This is a genomic window from Phyllobacterium zundukense (genome assembly GCF_025452195.1).
Classification (GTDB): domain Bacteria; phylum Pseudomonadota; class Alphaproteobacteria; order Rhizobiales; family Rhizobiaceae; genus Phyllobacterium; species Phyllobacterium zundukense_A.
Genome location: NZ_CP104973.1, coordinates 3194815 through 3220150, shown reverse-complemented (window position 1 = coordinate 3220150; position 25336 = coordinate 3194815). Strand labels below are relative to the sequence as shown.

Annotated in this window: 25 protein-coding genes; 13 read left to right on the top strand and 12 right to left on the bottom strand. The window is 57.0% G+C overall.

Translation table 11 applies throughout. The features are described 5' to 3' along the window. Positions 1 to 48: 48 nt before the first annotated feature. Positions 49 to 477, top strand: coding sequence for a 50S ribosomal protein L17 (gene rplQ, locus N8E88_RS28100; RefSeq protein WP_262293437.1), 429 nt, complete (start codon positions 49 to 51; stop codon positions 475 to 477). Between the two features lie 80 nt (positions 478 to 557). Here rplQ and N8E88_RS28095 read toward each other — a convergent pair whose 3' ends face one another. From N8E88_RS28095 to N8E88_RS28080, 4 genes are all read right to left on the bottom strand, one after another. Next, on the bottom strand, positions 558 to 917 hold the full coding sequence (locus N8E88_RS28095; RefSeq protein ID WP_262293436.1) for a type II toxin-antitoxin system HicB family antitoxin: 360 nt from the start codon (positions 915 to 917) through the stop codon (positions 558 to 560). Then, positions 907 to 1152: a hypothetical protein gene (locus tag N8E88_RS28090; protein WP_262293435.1), complete on the bottom strand. Its 246-nt coding sequence runs from the start codon at positions 1150 to 1152 to the stop codon at positions 907 to 909. Before N8E88_RS28090 ends, N8E88_RS28095 begins: the two co-directional genes overlap by 11 nt. A gap of 144 nt (positions 1153 to 1296) precedes the next feature. Further along, positions 1297 to 1908: a LysE family translocator gene (locus tag N8E88_RS28085; RefSeq protein ID WP_262293434.1), complete on the bottom strand. Its 612-nt coding sequence runs from the start codon at positions 1906 to 1908 to the stop codon at positions 1297 to 1299. Between the two features lie 88 nt (positions 1909 to 1996). Next, positions 1997 to 2803 carry an AraC family transcriptional regulator gene (locus N8E88_RS28080; protein ID WP_262293433.1) on the bottom strand — a complete coding sequence of 269 codons (807 nt, stop codon included), beginning with the start codon at positions 2801 to 2803 and terminating at the stop codon, positions 1997 to 1999. Positions 2804 to 2997: 194 nt separating this feature from the next. Here N8E88_RS28080 and N8E88_RS28075 point away from each other — a divergent pair, with 194 nt between their 5' ends. Beyond that, positions 2998 to 4425 carry a DegQ family serine endoprotease gene (locus N8E88_RS28075; RefSeq protein WP_410010627.1) on the top strand — a complete coding sequence of 476 codons (1428 nt, stop codon included), beginning with the start codon at positions 2998 to 3000 and terminating at the stop codon, positions 4423 to 4425. 18 nt (positions 4426 to 4443) lie between these two features. After that, the gene (locus N8E88_RS28070; protein WP_262293432.1) at positions 4444 to 5757 is read left to right on the top strand and encodes a replication-associated recombination protein A; all 1314 of its coding nucleotides are present in this window, start codon (positions 4444 to 4446) and stop codon (positions 5755 to 5757) included. 46 nt (positions 5758 to 5803) lie between these two features. Here N8E88_RS28070 and N8E88_RS28065 read toward each other — a convergent pair whose 3' ends face one another. Then, positions 5804 to 7579, bottom strand: coding sequence for a glucan ABC transporter ATP-binding protein/ permease (locus N8E88_RS28065; RefSeq protein WP_262293431.1), 1776 nt, complete (start codon positions 7577 to 7579; stop codon positions 5804 to 5806). 200 nt (positions 7580 to 7779) lie between these two features. Here N8E88_RS28065 and crcB point away from each other — a divergent pair, with 200 nt between their 5' ends. The 3 genes from crcB to N8E88_RS28050 are packed head-to-tail and all read left to right on the top strand — an operon-like array spanning position 7780 to position 9991. Further along, positions 7780 to 8157, top strand: a complete 378-nt coding sequence (crcB, locus tag N8E88_RS28060) for a fluoride efflux transporter CrcB (RefSeq protein WP_262293430.1) — start codon at positions 7780 to 7782, stop codon at positions 8155 to 8157. A gap of 36 nt (positions 8158 to 8193) precedes the next feature. Beyond that, positions 8194 to 9180, top strand: coding sequence for an RluA family pseudouridine synthase (locus N8E88_RS28055; protein WP_112526933.1), 987 nt, complete (start codon positions 8194 to 8196; stop codon positions 9178 to 9180). A gap of 16 nt (positions 9181 to 9196) precedes the next feature. After that, positions 9197 to 9991 carry an ATP12 family chaperone protein gene (locus N8E88_RS28050; RefSeq protein ID WP_262293429.1) on the top strand — a complete coding sequence of 265 codons (795 nt, stop codon included), beginning with the start codon at positions 9197 to 9199 and terminating at the stop codon, positions 9989 to 9991. Between the two features lie 80 nt (positions 9992 to 10071). Here the strand turns inward: N8E88_RS28050 and glnA are convergent, their stop codons facing one another. The 4 genes from glnA to uvrA form a co-directional block, all read right to left on the bottom strand. Further along, on the bottom strand, positions 10072 to 11481 hold the full coding sequence (gene glnA / locus N8E88_RS28045; RefSeq protein WP_114429396.1) for a type I glutamate--ammonia ligase: 1410 nt from the start codon (positions 11479 to 11481) through the stop codon (positions 10072 to 10074). Between the two features lie 71 nt (positions 11482 to 11552). Then, a complete protein-coding gene (locus N8E88_RS28040; RefSeq protein WP_008123000.1) occupies positions 11553 to 11891 on the bottom strand; it encodes a P-II family nitrogen regulator in 339 nt (112 codons plus the stop codon). A 252-nt stretch (positions 11892 to 12143) separates the two neighbouring features. Beyond that, positions 12144 to 12947: a DUF72 domain-containing protein gene (locus tag N8E88_RS28035; protein ID WP_262293428.1), complete on the bottom strand. Its 804-nt coding sequence runs from the start codon at positions 12945 to 12947 to the stop codon at positions 12144 to 12146. A 22-nt stretch (positions 12948 to 12969) separates the two neighbouring features. Continuing rightward, positions 12970 to 15891, bottom strand: coding sequence for an excinuclease ABC subunit UvrA (gene uvrA, locus N8E88_RS28030; protein ID WP_262293427.1), 2922 nt, complete (start codon positions 15889 to 15891; stop codon positions 12970 to 12972). 441 nt (positions 15892 to 16332) lie between these two features. Between uvrA and N8E88_RS28025 the strand changes: the two genes are divergently transcribed. The 3 genes from N8E88_RS28025 to N8E88_RS28015 all read left to right on the top strand — a co-directional run bounded on the left by N8E88_RS28025 (position 16333) and on the right by N8E88_RS28015 (position 18050). Then, positions 16333 to 16845, top strand: coding sequence for a single-stranded DNA-binding protein (locus tag N8E88_RS28025; protein WP_315975269.1), 513 nt, complete (start codon positions 16333 to 16335; stop codon positions 16843 to 16845). Positions 16846 to 16895: 50 nt separating this feature from the next. After that, positions 16896 to 17339 carry a YqaA family protein gene (locus N8E88_RS28020; RefSeq protein WP_262295669.1) on the top strand — a complete coding sequence of 148 codons (444 nt, stop codon included), beginning with the start codon at positions 16896 to 16898 and terminating at the stop codon, positions 17337 to 17339. A gap of 78 nt (positions 17340 to 17417) precedes the next feature. After that, positions 17418 to 18050, top strand: a complete 633-nt coding sequence (locus N8E88_RS28015; RefSeq protein ID WP_262293426.1) for a Vat family streptogramin A O-acetyltransferase — start codon at positions 17418 to 17420, stop codon at positions 18048 to 18050. Between the two features lie 9 nt (positions 18051 to 18059). Here N8E88_RS28015 and N8E88_RS28010 read toward each other — a convergent pair whose 3' ends face one another. Continuing rightward, entirely contained in the window at positions 18060 to 18467 is a 408-nt protein-coding gene (locus N8E88_RS28010) for a PTH2-like family protein (protein WP_262293425.1), read from the bottom strand. Between the two features lie 38 nt (positions 18468 to 18505). Here N8E88_RS28010 and N8E88_RS28005 point away from each other — a divergent pair, with 38 nt between their 5' ends. The 3 genes from N8E88_RS28005 to N8E88_RS27995 all read left to right on the top strand — a co-directional run bounded on the left by N8E88_RS28005 (position 18506) and on the right by N8E88_RS27995 (position 21201). Then, entirely contained in the window at positions 18506 to 19387 is an 882-nt protein-coding gene (locus N8E88_RS28005; RefSeq protein ID WP_262293424.1) for an AraC family transcriptional regulator, read from the top strand. Between the two features lie 85 nt (positions 19388 to 19472). After that, positions 19473 to 20774 (top strand): NAD(P)/FAD-dependent oxidoreductase, encoded by a 1302-nt coding sequence (locus N8E88_RS28000; protein WP_262293423.1) that lies wholly within the window; start codon positions 19473 to 19475, stop codon positions 20772 to 20774. Then, entirely contained in the window at positions 20749 to 21201 is a 453-nt protein-coding gene (locus N8E88_RS27995) for a UCP034077 family protein (RefSeq protein WP_262293422.1), read from the top strand. The genes N8E88_RS28000 and N8E88_RS27995 overlap by 26 nt, the downstream gene beginning before the upstream one ends. 7 nt (positions 21202 to 21208) lie before the next feature. On the opposite strand, the gene N8E88_RS27990 is transcribed toward N8E88_RS27995, so the two are convergent. Next, positions 21209 to 21796, bottom strand: coding sequence for a MarC family protein (locus tag N8E88_RS27990; protein WP_410010708.1), 588 nt, complete (start codon positions 21794 to 21796; stop codon positions 21209 to 21211). Between the two features lie 381 nt (positions 21797 to 22177). Here N8E88_RS27990 and gyrA point away from each other — a divergent pair, with 381 nt between their 5' ends. After that, the gene (gene gyrA / locus N8E88_RS27985) at positions 22178 to 24895 is read left to right on the top strand and encodes a DNA gyrase subunit A (protein ID WP_262295668.1); all 2718 of its coding nucleotides are present in this window, start codon (positions 22178 to 22180) and stop codon (positions 24893 to 24895) included. A gap of 17 nt (positions 24896 to 24912) precedes the next feature. On the opposite strand, the gene N8E88_RS27980 is transcribed toward gyrA, so the two are convergent. Next, the gene (locus N8E88_RS27980) at positions 24913 to 25053 is read right to left on the bottom strand and encodes a hypothetical protein (RefSeq protein ID WP_262293420.1); all 141 of its coding nucleotides are present in this window, start codon (positions 25051 to 25053) and stop codon (positions 24913 to 24915) included. Positions 25054 to 25336 lie beyond the last annotated feature (283 nt).

The window sequence follows — 25336 nt, the reverse complement described above, 5'->3', positions numbered from 1 at the left end:
TAAAGCCCGGGCCATGAGCCCGAAAAAGAGAAACTAAGGAGAAGGCTCATGCGCCACGGTAATTCAGGCCGCAAGCTTAACCGGACTGCCAGCCATCGCAAGGCGATGTTTGCCAATATGGCTGCATCACTGATCGAGCATGAGCAGATCGTGACAACGCTGCCCAAGGCCAAGGAAATTCGTCCCATCGTTGAAAAGCTTGTCACACTCGGCAAGCGCGGTGATCTGCACGCTCGTCGTCAGGCCATTTCGGCCATCCGCGATGCCAAGCTCGTAGCCAAGCTGTTCGATACGCTTGCACCGCGCTATGGCCAGCGCAATGGCGGCTACATCCGCATCATGAAGGCAGGCTTCCGCACCGGTGACAATGCACCGCTCGCAGTTGTCGAATTCGTCGATCGCGATGTCAACGCCAAGGGTTCCAAGGATTTGGCCCGCGTTGAAGCCGAACGCGAGAACGAAGCCGAAGCAGCGTAAGCAACGCTTCGACCTGGGATTGAGAACTGAGAAGGGGGCTCACGCTCCCTTTTCTATTGGCTTGCTTGAGCAAGAGGCTTCTAGTCTGACGTAGCTTTTCTACCGAGCCCTTCGGCGAGCAGTGCTGTTGCCAGCATATTGAGTGAAACGCCTTCGCGGTCAGCGCGGCGGGCAAGGGCCGCGTGCAGCGATCTCGGTACGCGCTGCCGCCATTGGCCACCGTATACTTCGCCGACCTCGGGCACTGCTCGACCCAGTTCCTTCAATGTCTCAATATAAGATTTAAGGGCATCCCGCCCTTCTCTGAGGGCAGCTTCAGGTGTTTCGCCGTCGGCGATGCATCCGGGATAGTCGGGAAATTCTACAAGATAGCCGCTGCCTTCTTCTTCTGTCAAAGGCCTTATTTCAAAACGCGGTAGTGTTTCGTGCTTAGTTGCCATTTTCTTCCTCAATACGATCCAGCAAATCCAGGAAGCGCAAAACGTAGATTGATTTGACCGGTTTATGTGAGGGCACTGTCAATGGCATCAGGCCAGGATAACTGAACGTAACGTGGCTGGTTCCGGGCTGCCGCCAATCGATGCCTTTGCTTTTGGCCAATGTCTTAAGATCATTGATGGACCAATCTCGTGGATTATTGCGCATCCGTTCAAGGGTTTTACTGACCTTGATCATCCCGAGTATGGTATCATATATGGAACCAACGTCAATATTGCCATATCTGAACCCCCGCTGCAGTTTGCTTAAGGTAGGCCAGATTTCGCGATCAAAATATTAGTCCTTAGACTAATAGCCCGTTCAATTTTTACGAACTGCCCATTACCGATCGGCAAGCGCGAGCTTCACGCCCAGCGCAACAAACGCTCCGGCAAAGCTCCGGCGCATCCATGTCAAGATGCGCGGGCGCGAGATGACCTGATCGCGGACCGAGGCGGCGAAAAGGCCGTAGCCGACGAACACGACGAAGGTCATCAGCATGAAAGCGGCACTTAGGACAAGCATTCGCCGGAGCGGATGCGGCTCCGTGGCGCTGACAAATTGCGGCAGGAATGCCAGGAAGAAAATCGATAGTTTCGGGTTGAGGATATTGATCAGGATCGCGGTGATCGTCACCTGTATCAGCGATTTTTCTCCGGCTTCGCTGTCGACATTCAGTGAGCCATTCTCGCGCAAAGCGTTCCAGGCCATATAGAGCAGATAGGCAACGCCGGCATATTTAAACGTGTGGAAGGCGAGGGCGCTTGTGTGGAGGATCGCAGCCAGCCCTCCGATAGCTGCCGCCATGTGTGGAATGATGCCGATGGTGCAGCCAAAAGCCGCCGCGACACTGGCCCGGGCGCCGCGCGCGAGACCTGTCGCCAAGGTGTAGACGACACCCGTACCGGGCGAGATGACGATGATCAACGAAGTAATGAGGAATTCGAAGCCCACAACTATTCTCCTTCTGCATGCTCAGAGAATGAACTGAAGCCGATCAGGAGGTGTCCGTCTTGAACAGGATTGCAGCTGGAGCGGAAAATCAGGCAAAAGCGGCGGCGTAGGCGCCGGGAGAGAGGCCATATTTGCGCACAAATAGGCGTGTCATGTGGCTCTGATCAGCGAAACCGCTCGTCGCAGCTGCATCGGCCAATGGCGATCCATTCGCGATGAGACGGCGGGCAAAGTCGATCCGACGTTGCATGAGATAAGCATGTGGTGTGAAACCGGTTGCTTTGACAAAACCGCGCAGAACCTGAAATCGGCTCAATCCACTTATCCGTGCAAGCTCGGCCAGCGTTACCGGAAAAGTCGGCTCATCATCGATCAAATTCCTCGCGCGGTCGATTGCTGCAAACGCCGGGCTTGAACCGTCTTGTTGATTGCGTTCGCGGACAATCGTGGGGAGCAACTGCAGCAAGAGTTCTTCGCGCTGGAGTTCAGGCGAATTGGCAGTTGCCATGACTGAGAAAAGGCGCTGGAAAACAGTCGCGACATTTGCGTTGCTCATCACAGGCCGGATGAACTCGCGGGTTCTTGGAGCATCTTCATTCATGTCGTCGATGGCTTGGCTGATGATCGCGGGATCGAAATAGAGCATGCGCCATGAACGTCCGGCATCGCCGATCGGCGTGCCGTCATGCACCTCGCCCGGGTTGACGGTGATCACGTCGCCGGGACCCGCCTCCACCATACCGCGGCCGCTATAGGATTTCTGCGCCCCTTGGTGGATAACGCCGATTCCATATTGCTCATGCGAATGGCGTGGAAAGGCATGGTTCGTGGCAGCTTCAACCACCTCGATACCTGCAACTTCGCATGGAAATATCTTGAACTGGCCTTTTTGCATATCCTCGGTTTCTCAAGATACCTGTGGTTGTACTATTATCCCAAATATGGCGATGCATGAAGTCGGTGGTATGCACATTCCAACTGGTACCTTATGTCTCAAATTTGCTTTGTTTCTTCGCTGGTATCTCGGTTCAAAATCACCACATTGGTCGAGACAGTTTCGATTGATTCATCACGTACCGGGAGATTGATATGAGTTCCAAAGCCGCTGCATCAGCGCGGGCACTTTTCCTTTGTACCGCCATATTCTCCGGAATGGTGATGCCGCTCCATGCGCAAACAGCAACGGATACGACCAAGCAGTTGCCCGCGACACGCAGTGAGTTGCAGCTCTCCTTTGCGCCGCTGGTGAAGCAGACGGCGGGCGCGGTGGTGAACGTCTATGCGGCACATGAGGTGCAGACGCGCTCACCCTTTGCCGGTGATCCCTTCTTCGAGCAATTCTTTGGTAGCGGACAATTCAATGCACCGCCGCGCGTGCAATCGTCGCTCGGTTCAGGCGTGATTACCGATCCTTCCGGGATCATCGTCACCAATAATCACGTGATCCGCAATGCTGATACGGTGAAAGTTGCACTGTCCGATGGGCGTGAGTTCGACTCGAAGGTTCTGCTCAAGGATGAATCGACCGATCTTGCAATTTTGAAGATCGGCGCGGGCGAGCCATTGCCGTCGTTGGGATTGGCGGATTCTGACGGGGTCGAGGTTGGCGATCTGGTGCTCGCCATCGGCAATCCCTTCGGTGTCGGCCAGACAGTGACGAGCGGCATCGTTTCGGCGCAGGCGCGCACGCGGGTTGGCATCTCGGATTTCGACTTCTTTATCCAGACCGACGCTGCGATCAATCCCGGCAATTCCGGTGGCGCGCTGATTGGCATGGATGGCAAGCTCATCGGTATCAACACGGCTATATTCTCGCGCTCGGGCGGGTCGGTCGGTATCGGTTTTGCTATTCCGGCCAATATGGTACGCGCCGTTGTCGAGACGGCGAAGGGAGGCGCGGACAGGTTCGAGCGGCCCTATATCGGCGCCACTTTCCAGAATGTGACACCCGATGTGGCTGAAGGTCTGGGTATGAAGCAACCCTATGGCGCATTGGTGACCAACATCACGAAGGGGAGCCCCGCCGAGAAGGGCGGGCTTCTCGTCGGCGACGTGGTCTTAACGGTCGATGATGTGCGGATCGAAAATCCCGACGGGCTTGGCTACCGCCTGACGACAGCCGGAATTGGCAAGGCCGTGAAACTCGGTGTACTCAGCCGGGCAGCGGAAAAGACAGTGACGGTTTCGCTCGAAAAGCCCCGCGCCGACTCTCCGGACAATCAATTGATGATCGGGGGCAAGAACCCGCTGTCCGGCGCGCTCGTCCTCAAGCTGACGCCAAGCAGCGCCGCCCGGCTGCAGCTGCCAGCGGACACGGATGGCGTGGCGGTGGACAAGGTGACCCGCAATTCTCCGGCCGCGCGCATAGGTTTGCGTCCCGGGGATATCATTCGCGGAGTCAATGGACAGGAAATCGATACGATTGCCGATTTAAGTAAGGCGATGTCCAGCGATCCTTCGCTTTGGCGCTTCGAATTCGAGCGCGGCGGTGCCATAATCCGGCAAATCATTCGCTAAGCGAGGCAAATAGAGAATATGGCTGACCTGTTTTCGGTCAATGACGATCCGGCATCAGACAGGAGCCGGCCGCTTGCGGACCGATTGCGGCCAAAAACGCTGGGCGAGGTTACCGGGCAGGAGCATCTGACCGGAGCTGAAGGCGCCTTGACCCGGATGATCGCATCCGGCTCGCTCGGCTCGATGATCTTCTGGGGGCCGCCGGGGACCGGCAAGACAACCGTGGCCCGGCTTCTCGCCAACGAAACGAATTTGGCCTTCGAACAGATATCGGCGATCTTCTCCGGTGTGGCGGACCTGAAGAAGGTCTTCGACATGGCGCGGTCCCGAAAAATGTCCGGCCGCCAGACATTGCTCTTCGTCGACGAAATACATCGCTTCAACCGGGCGCAGCAGGATTCGTTCTTGCCGGTGATGGAGGATGGCACAATCGTTCTTGTCGGTGCGACGACGGAGAACCCGTCTTTTGAATTGAATGCGGCCTTGTTGTCGCGTGCGCGGGTGCTGGTGTTTCATCCGCATGACGAGGCAAGCCTGACCGCGCTGCTCGAACGTGCGGAAAGTCATGAAGGCAAAGCCCTGCCGCTGAATGACGAGGCGCGGGCAAGCCTCGTGCGCATGGCCGATGGTGACGGCCGGGCGATCCTGACGCTTGCCGAGGAGGTCTGGCGCGCAGCGCGAGATGGAGAGATTTTCGACGCGGAACGGGTGCAGCAGATCGTGCAGCGGCGCGCTCCGGTCTACGACAAGAGCCAGGACGGTCACTACAATCTGATCTCGGCGCTGCATAAATCCGTGCGGGGTTCCGATCCTGATGCAGCGCTTTATTACCTTTGCCGGATGTTCGATGCGGGTGAAGACCCGCTCTACCTTGGACGGCGGCTCGTGCGCATGGCAAGCGAGGACATCGGTATGGCCGATCCACAGGCGCTGGTGATCTGCAATGCCGCCAAGGACGCCTATGACTATCTGGGCTCGCCGGAGGGTGAACTGGCGCTGGCGCAGGCTTGCGTCTATCTCGCCACCGCGCCGAAATCCAATGCGGTCTATCTGGCTTATAAGGCCGCAACACGTGCGGCCAAGGAAAACGGCTCGCTCGTGCCGCCGAAGCATATCCTCAATGCGCCGACGAAGCTGATGAAGGGCGAGGGCTACGGCAAGGGCTATGCCTACGACCATGATCAGCCGGAGGCTTTTTCAGGCCAGAATTATTTTCCGGAAGCGCTTGGGCGGCAGACGTTTTACGATCCGCCGGAACGCGGCTTCGAACGCGAGATACGCAAGCGCATCGACTACTGGAACAAGCTGCGGCGGGAACGCGGTGAGGAATAAAAAAGGCCGCTGAAAAGCGGCCTTTTGTTTGTGTGATGTTTGTCCGTTAAGCAGCTTCCGGCTTGCGCGGGAAGGGCGTTACGTTTGCCGTATCGTCGTCGAGCTTCAGGCCACCCGCCTTGAGCAGCGAACTGAAGCGGCCGTTCTGGCGTGCCAGGGCATCGAAGCTGCCGGACTCGACGATTTCGCCCTGGTCCATGAAGAGCACGATGTCGGCATCGCGGACAGTCGAGAGACGGTGAGCGATGATGAAGGTCGTGCGGTTCTGGCACAGCTTGTCGACAGCTACCTTGACGCGTGCTTCCGTCTCGACGTCGAGTGCACTGGTTGCCTCGTCGAGCACGAGGATCGGCGCATCCTTGAGGATCGCGCGGGCGATGGCGACGCGCTGGCGTTCACCGCCCGACAGCTGCGAACCGCGCTCGCCGACAACAGTCCCGTAGCCGGCAGACTTGGCGAGAATGAAGTCGCTGGCATCGGCGGCTTCGGCCGCGGCAAGCACGTCCTCGTCGCTGGCCTTCGGACGACCAACACGGATATTGTCTTCGATCGAGCGGTTGAACATGCCCGCATCCTGGAACACGGTTGCAATAGCGTTGCGCAGTGACCGGCGGCTGACGGTACGCGTATCGATACCATCGACCAGAATACGGCCTTCCTTCGGATCGTACACACGCTGCAAGAGATTTATCAGCGTCGTCTTGCCGGCACCTGTCGGGCCAACGATGGCGACGGTCTGCCCAGCCTTGGCCTTGAACGAAACGTTCTTGAGGCCCTGTGTCGAATTGGCGAACTCGAAGGAAACATTCTCGAACTCGACGTTACCGCTGACGTTGTCGATATCGTGCGCGGCCTTCGGCTCGACCGCGTAGGCGGCCGATTCTTCCATCTCGAAGAAGTCTTCCAGCTTGGCGCGGGCTGCGAAAATCTGGTTGACGAACGCACTGAGCTGGTCGAGACGACCGATCAGCAGTGTGGCGAAGCCGATGAAGGACACGACCTGACCGACCAGCATTTCACCTTGCATGACGAAATGGGCGCCGAGAGCCAGAACCACCAGGATGGAGATTGTAGAAGCCATGCGATTGATACCGGCGGCCAAGGCCCACCAGTTCAACACAGGGTATTGCGCGGCAAGCAGCTGCTTCGCGTAGGACTGCAGCGCGCGCGTTTCTTCGTCGATACGATTGTAGCTCTGCAATACGGAGAGATTGCCCATCGAGTCTGTGACGTGGCTGAAGGCCGTAATGTGATGGCGCTCGACCTGGGCCTGACCGTCCTTGGTCTTGGCCGTGACAAAGCGGCTCACGAGGACGTAAACGACACCCAGGACCCCCAATACCGAAGCCAGACGCCAGTCTTGCGTCAAAGCCAACGGAATGAGCCCTCCCAGCGCCACCGCAGTCGCGAGATGCGTGCGCATGAATTCGAGCCAAAGGCCAAACAATGTCTCGATAGCACGCAAAAGCGTATGCATCGCATTGGACGTGCCACGCTGGTGGTGCCACGAGAGCGGCATGCTGATCACGCGATTGTAAGACTCCGTGAGCACGGCAAGCTTGCGCCGGTGCGCAAGGCGGTCGGCCTCGCGTGCAACCAGGACATTCGCGCCGATGTGGAACAAACCAACCGCTGCCAATTGAGTAAGCGGGAGCCAGATGTCGGACTTGTCGGCAATTGCCTGGATGACGAGACCCATAAGCAACGGCTCGAACAACATCGTCAATGCCAGGGCGACGTTGACGGCGCAGATAAACACAGTCGCGCGCTTCTCAGCGCCGAGATATTGGAGCGATTTCCAATAGATGTTTAACAATGACACTTTGCCACTCCGCTACTGGGGCCCGCTACTCACGCTGTAGAAATGACACTGCATCAGACTCTTGTGCACCGCAATATTCAATGCTCTAAAGTTAAGCCAGTTCCGCGTTCCTGTGTGGAACATTTTTCTACGTCGCGTAACGTCCCGTGATGATTCAACCATTTGAGTTGGCAACATAAACTGCGCAGGCTGAATGTAAAATGAACGCAATATTACTTGTGGCTTCAGGTGGAGCCATCGGATCTGTCGCGCGATATCTTGTCGGGGTCGGGATGGCGCGAGTCTTCGGCGTGGCCTTCCCGTACGGAACACTGGCGGTGAATGTCATCGGCGGCTTTCTCATGGGCCTTTTTATCGAGCTTCTCGCCCGCCGCTTCGAAGGATCGCCTGAACTGCGGCTCTTCATAGCCATCGGGATTCTAGGCGGCTTCACGACGTTTTCGTCATTTTCGCTGGATGTCGCGGTGCTTTGGGAACGCGGTGAACTCGCAATCGCTCTTTTTTATATGCTGGCGAGTGTGATCTTGAGCATTGGCGCGCTGTTTTTTGGATTATGGCTCGCAAGAATGACTACTTAGTGCTATTCGCACCTCTGATCTAAAAAGGCAGAGTTGATGGCAGCGGTAGAACAGAAGACAGTCGATACGGGTGAGGCGGAAATGCGCCTCGACCGTTGGTTCAAGGTACATTTTCCTGGTTTGGGCTTCGGGCATCTGCAGAAATTGTTGCGGTCCGGCCAGATAAGGATCGATGGATCGCGCGCCAAATCCGACACAAGGCTGCAAGCCGGACAGACAGTCCGCATCCCTCCGCTGCCGGTCGATTCGAAGGCTGAAGGTCATTTGACTGGCAAGAGCATTCGCGGCCGTGACGATGGCGATGTCCTGAAGCAGATGCTGCTCTATGAAGATCCGAAGGTTTTCGTTTTCAACAAGCCGGCGGGTCTGGCAGTGCAGGGCGGCTCCGGCGTCAATCGCCATGTCGATGACATGCTGGAAGCCTGGCGCAACAAGAAGGGCGAAAAGCCGCGGCTTGTTCACCGGCTCGACCGCGACACGTCGGGCGTTCTCGTGGTTGCCCGCACACGCGGCGCTGCGCAGGCGCTGACCGCGGCTTTTCGCGAGCGTGAGACGAAGAAAACTTATTGGGCCCTGGTGAAAGGCATACCGCGCAAGCGCGAGGACAAGATCACCACTTGGCTGGTCAAGGAAACGACGCCCGACGGCGACCGCATGCGCGTTGCCCAGCACGGCGAACCGGATTCAGACCATGCCGTCTCCTATTATCGTGTGATCGAGTCCGCCGGACAGGTTCTGACGTGGCTGGAGATGGAACCCTATACGGGCCGCACGCATCAATTGCGCGTGCACGCTGCCCACATCGGCTGCCCGATCATCGGCGACCCGAAATATTTCGAAGCGGATACGAACTGGTCGTTCCCGGGCGGTATCCAGAACCGCTTGCACCTGCATGCTCGCCGGATCCGTGTTCCCAACCCTTCGGGCGGCATCATCGATGTAACCGCGCCATTGCCACCCCATATGGTGCAGACCTGGAACCTGCTGGGACTCGATGAGAGCGACGGCGACGAAGATAATTAATTAGCGGACTGTCACGATGCGTAACGACCTTTTCAATATGGACAAGAAACAGGACCTTTCCGATCCGGATCCTGTTCGCCGCGCGCAGATCCAGTCGAAAATGCCTTTGCCAAAGCGCTTTTACAAGGAAGCCGCAGTGGCCGAGCATGAGGGCATGTTTGCTGTCAAGCTGGATGGCCGCGCGGTCAAGACACCGGCGCGGCAGACCCTTGCACTGCCGACGCGAGCGGCGGCGCAATTGATTGCCGATGAGTTCTCGGCACAGGACAAGGAAATCGACCCGGCCCGGATGCCAGCGACACGATTGGCGAATACAGCCATCGACGGCATTGTCAATGACCCGCAGGCGGTGCTGGAGGATGTGCTGCGCTTCGCCTCATCCGACATGTTGTGTTATCGCGCCGGCTCGCCCGAGCGGCTGGTCAATCGCCAGACCGAACTTTGGGATCCGCTCATCGATTGGGCGGCATTGAACCTCGGCGCGCGCTTCGTATTGGCGGAAGGCGTAATGCATGTCGAGCAGCCGCGCGAGGCGCTCGGCGCTTTCAGTGTTCATCTCGGCCAGTTCAATGACCCGTTCGCCATTGCCGCGCTGCATACGATCACGACATTGACCGGCTCGGCAATCATGGCGCTCGCCGTCGCCAAAGGCGAGATTTCCGGCGATGAAGCGTGGAGGCTGGCGCACGTTGATGAAGACTGGACGATCGAGCATTGGGGCGAAGACGCCGAAGCCGCTGCCCGCCGCGCTGTGCGTGAACGCGAGATGACGGCAGCGGTGAAGATGCTGGAAGCTGTTTCCGCTTCGTAATCCGCTCTTGTCTTGTCGAACAGCGCTTGGATAAAAAAACCCCGGCTCGCACCGGGGTTCTTTTTCGAATCTCGGCCAAATCAGACCGAGTAGTACATGTCGTATTCGACCGGATGCGGTGTCATTTCGAAACGCATCACTTCGGCCATCTTCAGTTCGATGAACGAGTCGATCTGATCGTCATCGAATACGCCACCGGCCTTCAGGAAGCCACGGTCCTTGTCGAGGCTCTGGAGAGCTTCACGCAGCGAGCCGCATACGGTCGGAATCTTCTTGAGTTCCTTTGCAGGAAGATCATAAAGGTCCTTGTCCATCGGCTGGCCAGGATGGATCTTGTTCTTGATGCCGTCGAGACCGGCCATCAGCATCGCGGCAAAGCCGAGATAAGGGTTGGCTGTCGGATCCGGGAAGCGGATTTCAACGCGCTTGGACTTTGGCGAAGAGCCGAATGGAATGCGGCAGGATGCCGAGCGGTTGCGTGCCGAGTAGGCTAGCAGAACCGGAGCTTCATAGCCTGGAACGAGGCGCTTGTAGGAGTTGGTCGAGGGGTTTGTGAAGGCGTTGATAGCCTTGGCATGCTTGATGATGCCGCCGATGAAGAACAGGCAGCTTTCCGACAAACCGGCATATTCGTTGCCGGCGAAAGTCGGCTTGCCTTCCTTCCAGATCGACATGTGAACGTGCATGCCCGAACCATTGTCACCAAAAATCGGCTTCGGCATGAAGGTCGCCGTCTTGCCATAGGCATTGGCGACCTGGTGCACGACGTACTTGTAAATCAGCATCTTGTCGGCGTTGCGGGTGAGGGCGTCGAACTTGATGCCAAGCTCGTGCTGGGCGGCAGCCACTTCGTGATGGTGCTTTTCAACGCGCACACCCATTTCCGTGAGAACGGTGAGCATTTCCGAACGCATATCCTGCGCGCTGTCGACTGGCGGGACCGGAAAGTAGCCGCCCTTGACGCGCGGACGGTGGCCAAGATTGCCTGTTTCATAATCCGTGTCGTCATTCGACGGCAATTCGGTAGAGTCGACCTTGAAGCCAGTGTTGTACGGATCTGCCTTGTACTTGACGTCGTCGAAAACAAAGAACTCAGCTTCCGGACCAACGAAGATGGTGTCGCCGATGCCTTCTGCCTTCATGTAGGCTTCGGCCTTCTTGGCCGTGCCGCGCGGATCGCGATTGTAGGATTCACCGGAGATTGGATCGAGAATGTCGCAAAGGATAACCATGGTTGACTGCGCGAAAAACGGATCCATGTGAACCGTATCGGTGTCTGGCATGAGAACCATGTCGGACTCATTGATGGCCTTCCAGCCGGCAATGGAAGAGCCGTCGAACATGACGCCATCGGCAAACATGTCTTCGTCAACTTCAGCAATATCCATCGTCACATGCTGCAGCTTCCCCTTTGGATCAGTGAAGCGGAGATCAAGGAATTTTACGTCGTTATCCTTGATCTGTTTCAGAATATCTTTAGCGGTCGTCATATCAATTTTCCTTGTTCAGCGACGATGATACTGGTTGCCGGCGCGAACGTGCCAGCGGAGGGGCTTGGGAATCAGATGGCGTCGATGCCAGACTCTCCGGTCCGGATACGCACAACTTCTTCAATGTTGGATACAAAGATCTTTCCGTCGCCGATACGGCCAGTCTGTGCGGCCTTGCGGATCGCCTCGATGGCGGCCTCGACGGATTCGTCGCCCAGGACGATCTCGACTTTTACCTTGGGCAGGAAGTCGACGACATACTCAGCACCGCGATATAATTCGGTATGGCCCTTTTGACGGCCAAAACCCTTCGCTTCGGTCACTGTAATGCCCTGAAGCCCCACTTCCTGCAGTGCCTCTTTCACCTCATCCAGTTTGAAGGGTTTGATGATGGCTTCGATTTTCTTCATCAGAGAACGATCTCCCTATGCATAGAAACGGACCTCTTGCCCGCTTTCACTTCAAAAAGCAGGAAGCATGCCAACTCGGTTGAATAGTTTAAATATTTCCCGGAACCTGAGTTTATCGCGTGAATGGCAGCAGGTGTTCTGCCTCTCTGCCTAACTCGTCACCGTAAAGCACAAGCAGCGATGCAGCAAGCTGATGCAAAAATGTGCAGATTGCATATTTTTTGGACAGGGATTGCGCGTCGGTGGTTTGAGTTACGCATTCAGACGCTGGGTTAGAGCCTGTGCTGCCTGCGGGGCGTGCACTTTGCCTTCGTGGATGAAATAGACGAAAACATCGCGAGGCTGCTTTTCCGGATGCTGCTTCGGAGAGGCCAGTGGCAAGTCATCCGGTACATCACCTTTTGCCCACTGTTTGACACGATCTGCCCACTTGTCGAGCGCCTTGGCAGGATAGGCAGTTTCGATGGCATCATCACCCTTCTGCAGACGGGCATAGATGAAATCAGCGGTCACATCGGCAATTTCCGGGTATTCTAAATGTTCCGCATAAACCACTGCAACGCCCTTCTTGCGGGCCAGCGCCACAAAGTCAGGATCGATGAAGGAAGGATTTCGAACCTCCACGGCGTGGCGCAGGGGGAGGCCGGATTCGTTCTTCGGCAGGAGATCGAGAAAGGCGCCGAAATCATCCGCATCGAACTTTTTCGTCGGTGCAAATTGCCAGATCAGCGGTCCGAGCCGATCGCCCAGCTCGGCTATACCGGACTTGATGAAGCGCTGCATCGACTCGCCGGCTTCGGCTAGAACGCGGCGGTTGGTGACAAAACGATTGCCCTTGACCGAGAAAACGAAGCCGTTCGGCACCTGGCTCGCCCATTTGGCGAAAGTCTCGGGCTTCTGCGTACCGTAATAGGTGCTGTTGATCTCGATCGTCTGCAAATGCTGGCCTGCATATTCGAGTTCCTTGGCCTTGGAGAGGCCCTTTGGATAGAAGGTGCCGCGCCAGGGCTCGAAAATCCAGCCACCAATGCCCGCCCTTATGGTCCCGCTGGTCATCTCCGTCTCCTCCCTAGATCGATTATTCTGCCGCGGCTTGCGCCTTGTGTCCCGGGCGCCTGCGCAAAAGCTCCCTGAGGAACTGGCCGGTATAGGAGCGTTCGGCCTCGGCAATATCCTCCGGCCGGCCGACAGCCACGATCTCACCTCCGCCGTCGCCGCCATGCGGTCCAAGGTCGATGACCCAGTCGGCTGTCTTGATAACTTCGAGATTGTGCTCGATGACGACCACCGTATTGCCCTGATCGACAAGCTCATGCAACACGTCAAGCAGCTTCGCCACGTCGTGGAAGTGCAAGCCTGTTGTCGGCTCGTCGAGAATATAGAGCGTACGGCCGGTGGCCTTGCGCGACAATTCCTTGGCGAGCTTGATGCGCTGGGCCTCGCCGCCGGACAAGGTATTTGCCTGCTGGCCGACATGGATATAGCCGAGGCCGACCTTGGCCAGCGTCTGCAGCTTGTCACGCACGGCGGGTACTGCCGAGAAGAATTCCGCACCTTCTTCGACCGTCATGTCGAGGACGTCGGCGATCGACTTGCCCTTGAACAGCACCTCCAGCGTCTCGCGATTGTACCGCTTGCCGTGACAGACATCGCAGGTGACATAGACATCCGGCAGGAAGTGCATCTCGATCTTGATCACGCCGTCGCCCTGGCAGGCCTCGCAGCGCCCGCCCTTGACGTTGAACGAGAACCGGCCCGGCTGGTAGCCACGCGCTTTTGCTTCCGGAAGACCGGCAAACCAGTCGCGGATCGGGGTAAATGCACCCGTATAGGTTGCAGGATTGGAGCGCGGCGTGCGGCCGATCGGCGACTGATCGATATCGATGACCTTGTCGAGGAATTCCAGCCCGTCGATGCGGTCATGATCGGCCGGATGTTCGCGCGAACCCATGATGCGGCGTGAGGCAGCCTTGAACAGTGTCTCGATCAGGAATGTCGATTTGCCGCCGCCGGAAACGCCGGTAACGGCAGTGAACGTGCCGAGCGGAATTTCCGCCGAGACGTTCTTGAGATTGTTGCCGCGCGCGCCGACGATCTTGATGCGCTTCTTGTTGATCTTGCGCCGTTCGGAAGGCACCGCAACTTCGATCTCGCCGGACAGATACTTGCCGGTCAGGGATTTCGGGCTGGCCATGATGTCGGCAGGCGAGCCTTGCGCGATGATCTCGCCGCCATGGATTCCCGCAGCCGGGCCGATATCGACGACATAGTCGGCGGTGAGGATTGCATCCTCGTCGTGCTCGACGACTATGACGGTGTTGCCGAGATCGCGCAGATGGCGCAGTGTCTTCAACAATTGCTCGTTGTCGCGCTGATGCAGGCCGATGGACGGCTCATCGAGCACATAGAGCACGCCGGTCAGGCCGGAGCCGATCTGCGAAGCCAATCGGATACGCTGGCTTTCGCCACCGGACAGCGTGCCGGAATTGCGCGACAATGCCAGATAGTCGAGCCCGACATCATTAAGAAAGCGCAGGCGCTCGCGGATCTCCTTGAGAATGCGCTCGGCGATCTCCGTCTGCTTTTCATTGAATGTCTTGTCGATGTCGCGGAACCACGCATCCGCATGGCGAATGGATTTCTCGGTGACCTGACCGATATGCAGACCGCCGATCTTGACTGCGAGAGCCTCGGGCTTGAGCCGATAGCCGTTGCAAGCCGGGCAGGGCGTCCCCGACATGAAACGCTCGATTTCCTCGCGCGACCAGGCGGAGTCCGTTTCTTTCCAGCGGCGCTCCAGATTGGGAATGACGCCTTCGAACGGCTTGGTGGTGCGATAGGAACGCAGACCGTCATCATAGGCGAACTGAACCTCGCGGCTGCCCGTACCGTAGAGAATGGCTTTTTGGGCTTCCTCGCCCAGGTCGCGCCAACGATCGCCAAGTTTGAAACCATAGGCTGCACCCAGCGCGTCCAGTGTCTGGTAGTAGTAAGGCGAACTCGACTTCGACCACGGAGCGATGGCGCCGCCTTTAAGAGTAAGGCTTTCGTCGGGCACGATCATCGTCGGATCGATGGCCTTCTGTGTGCCTAGACCATCGCAGGTCGGGCATGCGCCGAAGGGATTGTTGAACGAGAAAAGACGCGGCTCGATCTCGGAAATGGTGAAACCCGAAACCGGGCAGGCAAACTTTTCCGAGAACATTACCCGCTCGTGCGTATCGTTCTTGGATTTGTTGGCGGATTCGCTGGCCGTTTCATCGGCTGGAAGCGGCTTGTCGGCAAATTCCGCAACGGCGATACCATCGGCAAGTTTCAGGCACGTCTCGAGACTGTCGGCAAGACGCGCGGACATATCGGGCCGCACGACGATACGGTCCACCACCACATCGATGTCGTGCTTGTATTTCTTGTCGAGCGCCGGGACATCGGCGATCTCGTAGAAAATGCCGTCAACCTTGACGCGCTGGAAGCCGCGCTTCTGCAGGTCGGCGAGTTCCTTGCGGTATTCGCCCTTCCGGCCGCGAACGATCGGCGCAAGAATGAAAAGACGCGTGCCTTCTTCGATTGCCAGCACACGATCGACCATCTGGCTGACCGTCTGGCTTTCGATCGGCAGGCCGGTCGCAGGCGAATATGGTATGCCGACGCGTGCATAAAGCAGGCGCAGATAGTCGTAGATTTCAGTGACCGTGCCGACAGTCGACCGGGGATTGCGGCTGGTTGTCTTCTGCTCAATGGAAATCGCTGGTGACAGGCCGTCGATCTGGTCGACGTCCGGCTTCTGCATCATCTCGAGAAACTGCCGGGCATAGGCGGACAGGCTCTCGACATAACGCCTCTGCCCCTCGGCATAGATGGTATCGAACGCGAGCGACGACTTGCCAGAGCCCGAAAGGCCGGTCATGACAATGAGCTTGTCGCGCGGCAGATCGAGATCGATGTTCTTCAAATTGTGTTCGCGGGCACCGCGAATGGAAATGTACTTCTGATCGCTCATGTCTGTTTGCCTTTGAGAGGGCGCGCTATTTGGAAGGAGTTATGGCCCTCACGGAGAGGCTTCCCTATATTTAGAAAGTCTTCTCTGGTTTACGAGGTCAAACCCTGTTGGAATCACCATAGCCATGTTGACATTGTTAGGGCAAGTGATAGAACAAAAAAAGAACAAACTGTGGATGCTCTCCTGACATGGTGCTGACAGGGTGTGAAAGCAGTCTTGTTCAAGCGTTGGCTGTAAAAAACCAGGTGCGTTGCGGTTGGCGGCTGCATTGGAAGTGCGACAAGTCTCCTGACAAATCTGGCAGGAGGGTTTTGGCGGCCACCCATGCGGACGTGACCGGGGACTGTATATTGTGGATAGCGGTAATCAGTTGCCCCGTCTTGAATGCGGCTTCTGTATGATGGCGCAAATTTTAATAGCAGAATTTATGGAGTTCAGATCATGGCAGGCAGTGTCAACAAGGTCATTTTGGTAGGAAATCTTGGCGCTGACCCGGAAGTCCGGCGGCTCGGTTCTGGTGATCCGGTCGTCAACCTTCGCATTGCGACGTCGGAAAGCTGGCGCGACAAGAACAGCGGCGAGCGCAAGGAAAAGACCGAATGGCACAGCGTCGTTATCTTCAACGACAATCTTGCCAAGGTTGCCGAGCAGTACCTTAAAAAGGGCATGAAGGTTTATCTGGAAGGTGCTCTGCAGACCCGCAAATGGCAGGACCAGACGGGTAACGACCGCTATTCGACAGAAGTCGTGCTGCAGAAGTTCCGTGGTGAATTGCAGATGCTCGATTCACGCGGTGAAAATGCTGGCGGTGGACGTTCGTTCGATAGTTCCGGCCGTGGCCAGGTATCGGACAATGAGGGGTCGGATTTCGGCCGTTCCAGTGCGTCGTCGAGCAGTTCATCGAGTGCTGGCGGCAATTTCTCGCGCGATCTCGACGACGAAATTCCGTTCTGAGCTGCGGATCCAATAGAACACCCAAATGAACGAAACAGCGCCCAGTCATGATCAGTGATCTGGGCGTTTATGCTGGGCTATTCGCCATAGCCTTCGTTGCGGCGACGGTCCTTCCGATGCAGTCGGAAGCGGCACTCGCCGGGCTTCTCCTCAGCAATTCCTATTCGCCGGCAGTGCTGATAGCGGTGGCCAGTATCGGTAACGTCCTTGGCTCGGTGGTCAACTGGCTGCTTGGCCGCGGAATTAACAGGTTTCGCGAGCGCAAATGGTTTCCCGCCAGCCACGCGCAACTCGATCGCGCCGCCTCCTGGTATCATCGCTACGGCAGGTGGACGCTTCTGTTGAGCTGGGCGCCGATCATCGGCGATCCGCTGACAGTGGTCGCCGGCGTACTGCGGGAACCCTTGCCGAGCTTTCTGGTCCTCGTGACAATCGCAAAGACCATGCGTTATCTGGTCGTCTTCATGCTGGCGCGGGGGTGGGAATTCATATGAATGGCAAAGAATGGCGTCAAGATTTCGCCATGTCCGGCGTGACGATGACCTCCTTAATCGCGACACTACGGAGTTCCCATGAACGGACCGAGCCCAGAAAACAAGCATCCCATGCAAGGATTCCCTCAGGTGTGTTTTATCAAAAACACGATCTCCAACCCCAACATTATCGTTGGCGACTATACCTATTACGATGATCCGGAAGATTCTGAGAATTTTGAACGAAACGTGCTTTATCACTTTCCGTTCATTGGCGATAAACTGGTCATTGGAAAGTTCTGTGCTTTGGCCAAGGGTGCACGCTTCATCATGAATGGTGCAAACCACAAGCTGTCAGGCATATCCACCTATCCCTTTCAGATCTTCGGCAATGGCTGGGAAAAAGTCATGCCGCAACCCGGCGAACTGCCATACAAGGGCGACACTATCATCGGCAATGACGTATGGATTGGCTATGAAGCGTTGATTATGCCGGGCGTCAGCATCGGCAACGGCGCCATTATTTCGTCGCGTTCGGTTGTCACCGCCGATGTCCCGCCTTATACGATCGTAGGCGGCAATCCGGCCAAGGCCTTGAAAAGCCGTATTGAACCGGATGCCGTCAATAAGCTTGAGGCGTTGGCCTGGTGGGATTGGCCCGTCGAAAAGATCAGCCGTAACCTGCAGCACATTGTATCCGCCGACGTTAACGCGCTTAGCTCCTGTACGTGACGACGGCTTCTATGGATGCATTTTCGCCCCTTTGGTAACCTTGTCGACGAGCTTTTTCTCGGCTCGCATGGCGATGCCGACGACCTTCGCATCGTCCGGCGCGAATTGCGCAAAGACAGCGCGGTTGGCCGCGTCGTGGCCGGTTGAAAACATCTCTTCGATATAGAGACACGTCTTGATATCGCGTTCGAGCGAACGGCGGTGAATGTTTGAAATTGTTGCCTGATCCGCCGCCAGAACAATCACAGGCTGGATGGAAAGCGGGTTGTAAGTGTTCCCGGCCCTGTCACGATAAGGCTCGCCGATTACGTCGGGCGATTGCGCAACAATGCCGCTTGTCAGAAACGCCGTCACATTCAATGCCTGCCATGGCGCCATGTCGTTTCGCAACACAATTGCAATTTTGGTATCGAACATCGATATAATTCTCCGTCAGTCATGGAAGAGTTGAGCTTATGCAAGACGTTTTAGGCGAAGAGGCCGCGCGTGGTCTTGGACGTTTGTGCAAACTTCCCGTGCAGGACGCCATTACATCTGCGCCGTCCAATCCGGGCCTCGAGCGCATTGAAGCGCGGTTTGCCGGGGATGCTTATGATTTGCACAGGCACGACACCTATGCGATCGGTGTGACACTGCACGGCGTGCAAACGTTCTGGTATCGCGGGGAGCGGCGCCACAGCATGCCCGGCAATATCATCGTAATCCATCCGGACGAGATGCATGATGGCGCCGCTGGCACCGATGATGGCTTGTGCTATCGCATGCTCTATCTGGAACCCGCGCTGGCATTGCAGTCGCTGGGCGATCGCCAAGGTGCGCTGCCATTCGTCAACGATCCTGTCATCGCCGATCCGGCGTTACATGCTGCCTTGGTAGCAGCTCTCCGCAATCTCGATGAGGAGTTGGATGAACTACTGGTCGACGATGTCGTTTCGCACCTGACCCTGGGCTTGACGCGGCATGCAAGACAGCATGCGAGGCCGCTGGGCACGCCGGCGATCCGGCAAACGCAATTGGCACGCGATTATCTCGAAGAGCACGCCTTGCGCCTTGTACGATCAGATGAGCTTGAAGCGGTAAGCGGTCTTGATCGCTACGCTTTATCCCGGCACTTCCGCACGCTCTATGCCACAAGCCCACATCGTTTTTTATTGATGCGGCGCCTGCAACGGGCCCGCGAGATGATCAAAACCGGCGAACCGCTGGCCGGGATCGCGGTGGAAACGGGATTCACCGACCAAAGCCATCTCAACCGGCAGTTCAAGAAAGCCTTTGGCATGACGCCCGGACGTTGGGCGGCGCTGGTCGGCGTCGAGCTCCGAGAGACCTCTCGATAACTCATCCCTGATCGGTATTTCATGCAATTGTCGCATGGCAATCGGTCTGTTAGACAGATCTCGGTCTGCGCATCGGAGCCTCATCATGACTGAAATCCAGACGCCATCCCACACCAAACACCGCCTCGTCGTCGTCGGCGGAGGTTTCGGCGGCCTGGAGGCTGTCTATAATCTCCGTAATGTCGATATCGACATTACAATCATCGATCAGCGTAACCACCATTTGTTCCAGCCGCTGCTGTACCAGGTCGCGACGTCGACATTGGCGACGTCTGAAATCGCCTGGCCAATCAGGCATCTCGTGCGGAAGTACAAGAACGTCAAGACCTTGCTCGGTACTGTTGACAATGTCGATACGGCTGCCCGGACTGTTTCAACCGCTGACGGCGAGACCATACCCTATGACACGCTGGTGCTGGCGACCGGCGCGCGCCATGCCTATTTCGGTCATGATGATTGGGAGCCCTATGCACCCGGTCTGAAGACGCTGGAAGACGCCACGATGATCCGCCGGCGCATTCTGACCGCGTTTGAAAAGGCCGAGCGCGAACCGGATCCTGCCAGGCGCATGGAATATCTGACCCTGGTGATCATAGGCGGTGGGCCCACAGGGGTCGAGGTCGCCGGAACGATCGCCGATCTCGCGCGCGATACGCTGAAGGGTGATTTCAGGGTGATAGACCCGGCAGAGGCGCGCGTGGTGCTGATCGAGGGTGGTCCGCGCGTGCTGCCTGCGTTCAGCGACGATATGTCGGCCTACGCCAAGCGAGCACTGGAAAAGCTGGGCGTGACTGTTCATCTCGGCCATCCGGTCACAGAATGTCATGCTGACGGCGTTGAATTCGGCGGCCAGTCGCTGCGCGCCAAGACAATCATCTGGGCTGCCGGCGTGCAGGCGTCTCCCGCTGCCAAATGGCTGAACGCGCCATCCGACCGAGCCGGACGCGTTGTCGTCAAACCCGACCTGACTGCACCGGACCGTCCCGAAATATTTGTGATCGGTGATACCGCAACCGTGCCGAATGGCGGCAAGGGCACTGTGCCGGGCATTGCCCCCGCGGCGAAACAGCAGGGTAAGCACATTGCCGAAACCATCAAGGCAAGGCTCGGCGGCGACCAGACGCCGCGGCCGTTTGTCTATCGCCATGCGGGTGATCTCGCGACGATCGGCAAGCGTGCGGCGGTTACCGATTTCGGCTGGATCAAACTGAAAGGCTATCTCGCCTGGTGGCTCTGGGGCCTGGCACATATCTATTTTCTCATCGGCGTACGCAATCGACTTGCCGTAGCGTTGAGCTGGCTATGGATTTCCGTCAGCGGTGTTCGCAGCGCACGATTGATCACGCAAAGGGATGCCGTTGATGAAATCGAAGCAGAGGCGCGCTGAATTGGTCGTCATGCGGTCGATCTGGTGGTTCGTCACAGCAGCGATGGCTCTCACATTGCCCGGTCTGACGCCGGCGCTGGCATCGGAACAGGCCTGCGGCAAAAGCGAACCGATTTATTCCACGAGAGAAATCGGTTCGGCACTTCTTGCCTGTTGGGTCCGGCCAACCGGCGCCGAAGATATGGGCGTGACGTTGCGCTTTGCATTGCGGCGCGATGGTACGGTTATCGCAATGCCGCGCGTTATTTTTAGAACGCCGGGCGGCGACCGCGTCGTCAAGGAGGCATTTGTATCGTCAGCACTTGAAACGGTGAACAAAGCCGTCCCGCTGGCGATTGCACCTGAACTTGGGGAAATCATCGCAGGCAAGCCTTTGACGGTCGTTTTTGGCGATGGCGTCGATGTCCGCATAAGCCCGGGCTATTAACCAACGATCAGCTGTTGACGAGGGTCCGGATACCGTCCGCCACGAACTGGACGGCGAGGGCGGCGAGAATTACGCCGAGTAGTCTGGTCAATATTGAACGGCCTGTTTCACCAAGAAAGCCGTCGATACGCTCGGCAAGGAAAAACACAGCATAGCAAGAGGCTATGCAGATCAGGATTATGCCGATCAAAGCCAGTCGCGATGTGGCACTCGAAAGCGTTCCTGCAAGAAGAATGGTTGCGGAAATCGCGCCCGGACCGGCGATCAACGGTATCGCCAAAGGAAAGGCGGCAATGTTGCGGATGTGATCCTTTGTAATCGCAACCTCTGCACTTTTCTCCTTGCGCTCGTTGCGCCGCTCAAAGATCATCTCGAAGGCTATCCAGAACAGAAGCAGACCACCCGCAATGCGGAAGGCGCCGAGGGTGATGCCGAACAGCGCAAGTATCTGCGCACCGGCAATCGCGAAGATGGTAAGAACGACGAACGCTGTGAGGCTGGACCGGAGCGCAACCTGACTGCGCTCTGCCCGGTTCATGCCTGTCGTCAGCGCCAGAAACAGCGGTGCGAGACCGGGCGGATCGATCGTAACCATGAGCGTCACAAAGGCATTGAGAATGGTGTCTGCGTACGCCACGATTTTGCTTTTCTTTTCTGGTTAAAGGTGCACCAACCCGGCCATTACGGCTGATTCAACCTACCGGATTCGCTATCCAACGTCGAGAAACATGCAATTCAACCCAGAAGTTTTTCACCGCATGAGAAACTCCATTTTATCACATGATTTTAAAGGGTTTTCAGCTGTGTATTAACGCGCCGTTTATTGGCTTTTGGCTGGAAAAGCCTCTATAAGATCAAAGATTGATTCTATCCGAAAGATGAGTGCCTCGTGTCTGATTTAACTCCACCTCCTGGCTCCGAAGACGATAAATCCGGACCGTCCTTCGGGATCGAGCCGATTTCCATCATCGAGGAAATGCAGCGCTCCTATCTCGACTATGCGATGAGCGTGATCGTTAGCCGTGCGCTGCCCGATGTGCGCGACGGCCTGAAGCCCGTGCATCGACGCATACTGCATGCGATGAACGAAATGGGGCTGTCGTGGAACCGGTCCTATCGCAAGTCGGCCGGTGTCGTCGGTGAAGTGATGGGTAAATACCATCCGCATGGTGACGCTTCGATCTACGACGCGCTCGTTCGTATGGCGCAGGACTGGTCGCTGCGTGACCCGTTGGTTGACGGGCAAGGCAATTTCGGTTCGATCGATGGCGATTCCCCCGCAGCGATGCGGTACACGGAGTGCCGCCTGGAAAAGGTCACGGAGTCGCTGCTCTCCGATATTGACAAGGAAACGGTCGATTTCCAAGACAATTATGACGGCCGCGAGCAAGAGCCGACCGTTCTGCCGGCGCGCTTTCCGAATCTTCTCGTCAATGGTTCTGGCGGCATTGCCGTCGGCATGGCGACGAACGTGCCTCCGCACAATCTGGCCGAGGTCATCAACGGCTGTATTGCGCTGATCGACAATCCGGCGATCGAACTGCCGGAAATGATGGAACACATTCCAGGTCCGGATTTTCCCACCGGCGGCCTGATCCTTGGCCGATCCGGTATTTACTCTGCTTATAGCACAGGCCGCGGCTCGATCCTGATGCGCGGCAAGGTTGCTGTCGAAAGCATGCGCGGTGACCGCGAGGCCATTATCATCACCGAGGTGCCTTATCAGGTAAACAAGGCGACGATGATCGAGAAGATGGCCGATCTGGTGCGTGAAAAGCGCATCGAAGGCATTTCTGACATCCGCGATGAATCCGATCGTGACGGCTATCGTGTTGTGGTCGAACTGAAGCGCGATGCGGTCACTGACGTGATTATCAACCAGCTTTATCGTTTCACGCCACTACAGTCGTCTTTCGGCGCCAACATGGTGGCGCTCAATGGCGGCAAGCCAGGACTTTTGAACCTTCTCGACATTTTGCGGGCTTTCGTCAGCTTCCGCGAGGAAGTCGTCAGCCGCCGGACCAAATTCCTGCTGCGCAAGGCACGTGACCGCGCCCATGTATTGGTTGGTCTTGCTATTGCCGTAGCCAATATCGATGAGATCATCGCGTTGATCCGCCGCGCGCCGGATCCGGCAACGGCCCGCGATCAGTTGATGGAACGCCGGTGGCCTGCGAGTGATGTGGCGCCGTTGATCATGTTGATTGCCGATCCGCGCCACAAGCTCAACGACGACAACACCTACAATTTGTCGGAAGAGCAGGCGCGAGCCATTCTCGATCTGCGCCTGCAGCGCCTTACAGCACTCGGACGCGATGAAATCGCCGACGAGCTCAACAAGATCGGTGTCGAAATTGCCGACTACCTTGAGATACTGGCATCGCGTCTGCGCATCATGGGCATCGTCAAGGATGAACTCATTGCCATTCGCGATGAGTTTGGTACGCCACGTCGCTCGGTATTGACGGATGGCGGCGCTGACATGGACGATGAAGACCTCATCGCCCGTGAAGACATGGTCGTGACGGTCAGCCATGCCGGTTATATCAAGCGCGTGCCTTTGGCGACCTATCGCGCGCAGCGCCGCGGCGGCAAGGGCCGCTCGGGCGTTTCGATGAAGGACGAGGATTTTGTCACACGGCTCTTCGTGGCCAACACGCACACACCGATGCTGTTCTTCTCATCGCGCGGCATCGTTTACAAGGAAAAGGTCTGGCGCCTGCCGATCGGCACGCCACAATCGCGCGGCAAGGCCTTGATCAATATGCTGCCGCTCGAACAGGGCGAACGCATTACCACGATCATGCCGCTGCCGGAGGACGAGGCAAGCTGGGCCAATCTTGACGTGATGTTCGCCACGACGCGTGGGACGGTGCGCCGGAACAAGCTGTCCGATTTCGTTCAGGTCAATCGCAATGGCAAGATCGCGATGAAGCTGGAGGATGAGGGAGACGAAATCCTCAGCGTCGATACGTGTGACGAATTCGATGATGTGTTGCTGACTGCCGCCGGCGGCCAGTGCATCCGCTTCCCGGTAACCGATGTGCGTGTCTTCGTCGGCCGCAACTCAATCGGCGTTCGCGGTATTTCGCTGGCTCCAGGCGATAAAATCATATCGATGGCTATCCTTGGGCACGTCGAGGCAAGTCCTGCCGAACGCTCTGCCTATCTGAAGCAGGCTGCTGCTGATCGACGTGCGCAGGGTGCGGACGACGCAGAAGAAGTGGCACTCGTTGGTGAGGAAGCAACGGATGTGGCGGACCTGTCGCCGGAACGCTATGCCGAGCTGCGTGATCGCGAGCAGACTGTGCTTACAGTTAGCGAATACGGATACGGCAAGCGCTCCTCGTCCTATGAATTCCGCGTTTCCGGACGGGGTGGCAAGGGTATTCGGGCGACCGATACGTCGAAGACCGATGAGATTGGCAAGCTCGTATCCTTGTTCCCGGTAGAAGCGTCGGATCAGATCCTGCTTGTCTCCGATGGCGGGCAGCTGATCCGCGTGCCGGTCAACGGCATCCGCATTGCCGGACGTTCCACCAAGGGTGTCACGATATTCAATACGGCGGATGGCGAGAAAGTTGTTTCGGTAGAGCGGATTTCGGAAACCGAAACCGACGAAATCGAGACTGAAGTTCCGGTTGAAGGCGGCTTGATATCGCCAGACGCGACAAACGGCTCTGAAGAAATCTAGAGCTTTGGACGGCGCGATTAAAGATCGTGGCGATGATGATAAACACCAAAGCGGGGTGTTCTGAGAGGAGCTTCCCGCTTTTTGTTTTCTTCTATAATCATGATAATCGCGGAAACGATCATCGCAATCATCATGGCAATGCTCAGAAGAATAAACATAAATTTGTCCCTTCTCTCTTGCGGTCTTTCATGATTAGCAACGTGCTAACTTGGAAATGGTTTCATCGATCGTCTCACACATAGTTGAGAGTGCCTGAATGCTTGCTGATGGGTCCGTTCATCTCTCGTTCATTTAGGGGCAGGACCTGTTAATCTGGTCGAAATGGTATGAGCCTTTTCGTTCGGATACGAGGAGCAAAGGCGATGGCAATGTCTATCCATTGTCGGGCCTTTGCGACAAAGTAGCCGGACGAAAAGACCATATCCTCCAGACGCCGAAACG

What these genes read in the sequence shown, in the direction of transcription:
- N8E88_RS28015 (WP_262293426.1), top strand. Translation starts at nt 17,418, where the DNA reads ATGAACGGACCGAGCCCAGAAAACAAGCATCCCATGCAAGGATTCCCT.
- rplQ (WP_262293437.1), top strand. Translation starts at nt 49, where the DNA reads ATGCGCCACGGTAATTCAGGCCGCAAGCTTAACCGGACTGCCAGCCAT.
- N8E88_RS28070 (WP_262293432.1), top strand. Translation starts at nt 4,444, where the DNA reads ATGGCTGACCTGTTTTCGGTCAATGACGATCCGGCATCAGACAGGAGC.
- N8E88_RS28040 (WP_008123000.1), bottom strand. Translation starts at nt 11,891, where the DNA reads ATGAAGAAAATCGAAGCCATCATCAAACCCTTCAAACTGGATGAGGTG.
- N8E88_RS28005 (WP_262293424.1), top strand. Translation starts at nt 18,506, where the DNA reads ATGCAAGACGTTTTAGGCGAAGAGGCCGCGCGTGGTCTTGGACGTTTG.
- crcB (WP_262293430.1), top strand. Translation starts at nt 7,780, where the DNA reads ATGAACGCAATATTACTTGTGGCTTCAGGTGGAGCCATCGGATCTGTC.
- N8E88_RS28090 (WP_262293435.1), bottom strand. Translation starts at nt 1,152, where the DNA reads ATGATCAAGGTCAGTAAAACCCTTGAACGGATGCGCAATAATCCACGA.
- N8E88_RS27990 (WP_410010708.1), bottom strand. Translation starts at nt 21,796, where the DNA reads ATGGTTACGATCGATCCGCCCGGTCTCGCACCGCTGTTTCTGGCGCTG.
- N8E88_RS27995 (WP_262293422.1), top strand. Translation starts at nt 20,749, where the DNA reads ATGAAATCGAAGCAGAGGCGCGCTGAATTGGTCGTCATGCGGTCGATC.
- glnA (WP_114429396.1), bottom strand. Translation starts at nt 11,481, where the DNA reads ATGACGACCGCTAAAGATATTCTGAAACAGATCAAGGATAACGACGTA.
- N8E88_RS28000 (WP_262293423.1), top strand. Translation starts at nt 19,473, where the DNA reads ATGACTGAAATCCAGACGCCATCCCACACCAAACACCGCCTCGTCGTC.
- N8E88_RS28095 (WP_262293436.1), bottom strand. Translation starts at nt 917, where the DNA reads ATGGCAACTAAGCACGAAACACTACCGCGTTTTGAAATAAGGCCTTTG.
- N8E88_RS28010 (WP_262293425.1), bottom strand. Translation starts at nt 18,467, where the DNA reads ATGTTCGATACCAAAATTGCAATTGTGTTGCGAAACGACATGGCGCCA.
- N8E88_RS28055 (WP_112526933.1), top strand. Translation starts at nt 8,194, where the DNA reads ATGGCAGCGGTAGAACAGAAGACAGTCGATACGGGTGAGGCGGAAATG.
- N8E88_RS28075 (WP_410010627.1), top strand. Translation starts at nt 2,998, where the DNA reads ATGAGTTCCAAAGCCGCTGCATCAGCGCGGGCACTTTTCCTTTGTACC.
- N8E88_RS28025 (WP_315975269.1), top strand. Translation starts at nt 16,333, where the DNA reads ATGGCAGGCAGTGTCAACAAGGTCATTTTGGTAGGAAATCTTGGCGCT.
- N8E88_RS28080 (WP_262293433.1), bottom strand. Translation starts at nt 2,803, where the DNA reads ATGCAAAAAGGCCAGTTCAAGATATTTCCATGCGAAGTTGCAGGTATC.
- N8E88_RS28050 (WP_262293429.1), top strand. Translation starts at nt 9,197, where the DNA reads ATGCGTAACGACCTTTTCAATATGGACAAGAAACAGGACCTTTCCGAT.
- N8E88_RS27980 (WP_262293420.1), bottom strand. Translation starts at nt 25,053, where the DNA reads ATGTTTATTCTTCTGAGCATTGCCATGATGATTGCGATGATCGTTTCC.
- uvrA (WP_262293427.1), bottom strand. Translation starts at nt 15,891, where the DNA reads ATGAGCGATCAGAAGTACATTTCCATTCGCGGTGCCCGCGAACACAAT.
- gyrA (WP_262295668.1), top strand. Translation starts at nt 22,178, where the DNA reads ATGCAGCGCTCCTATCTCGACTATGCGATGAGCGTGATCGTTAGCCGT.
- N8E88_RS28035 (WP_262293428.1), bottom strand. Translation starts at nt 12,947, where the DNA reads ATGACCAGCGGGACCATAAGGGCGGGCATTGGTGGCTGGATTTTCGAG.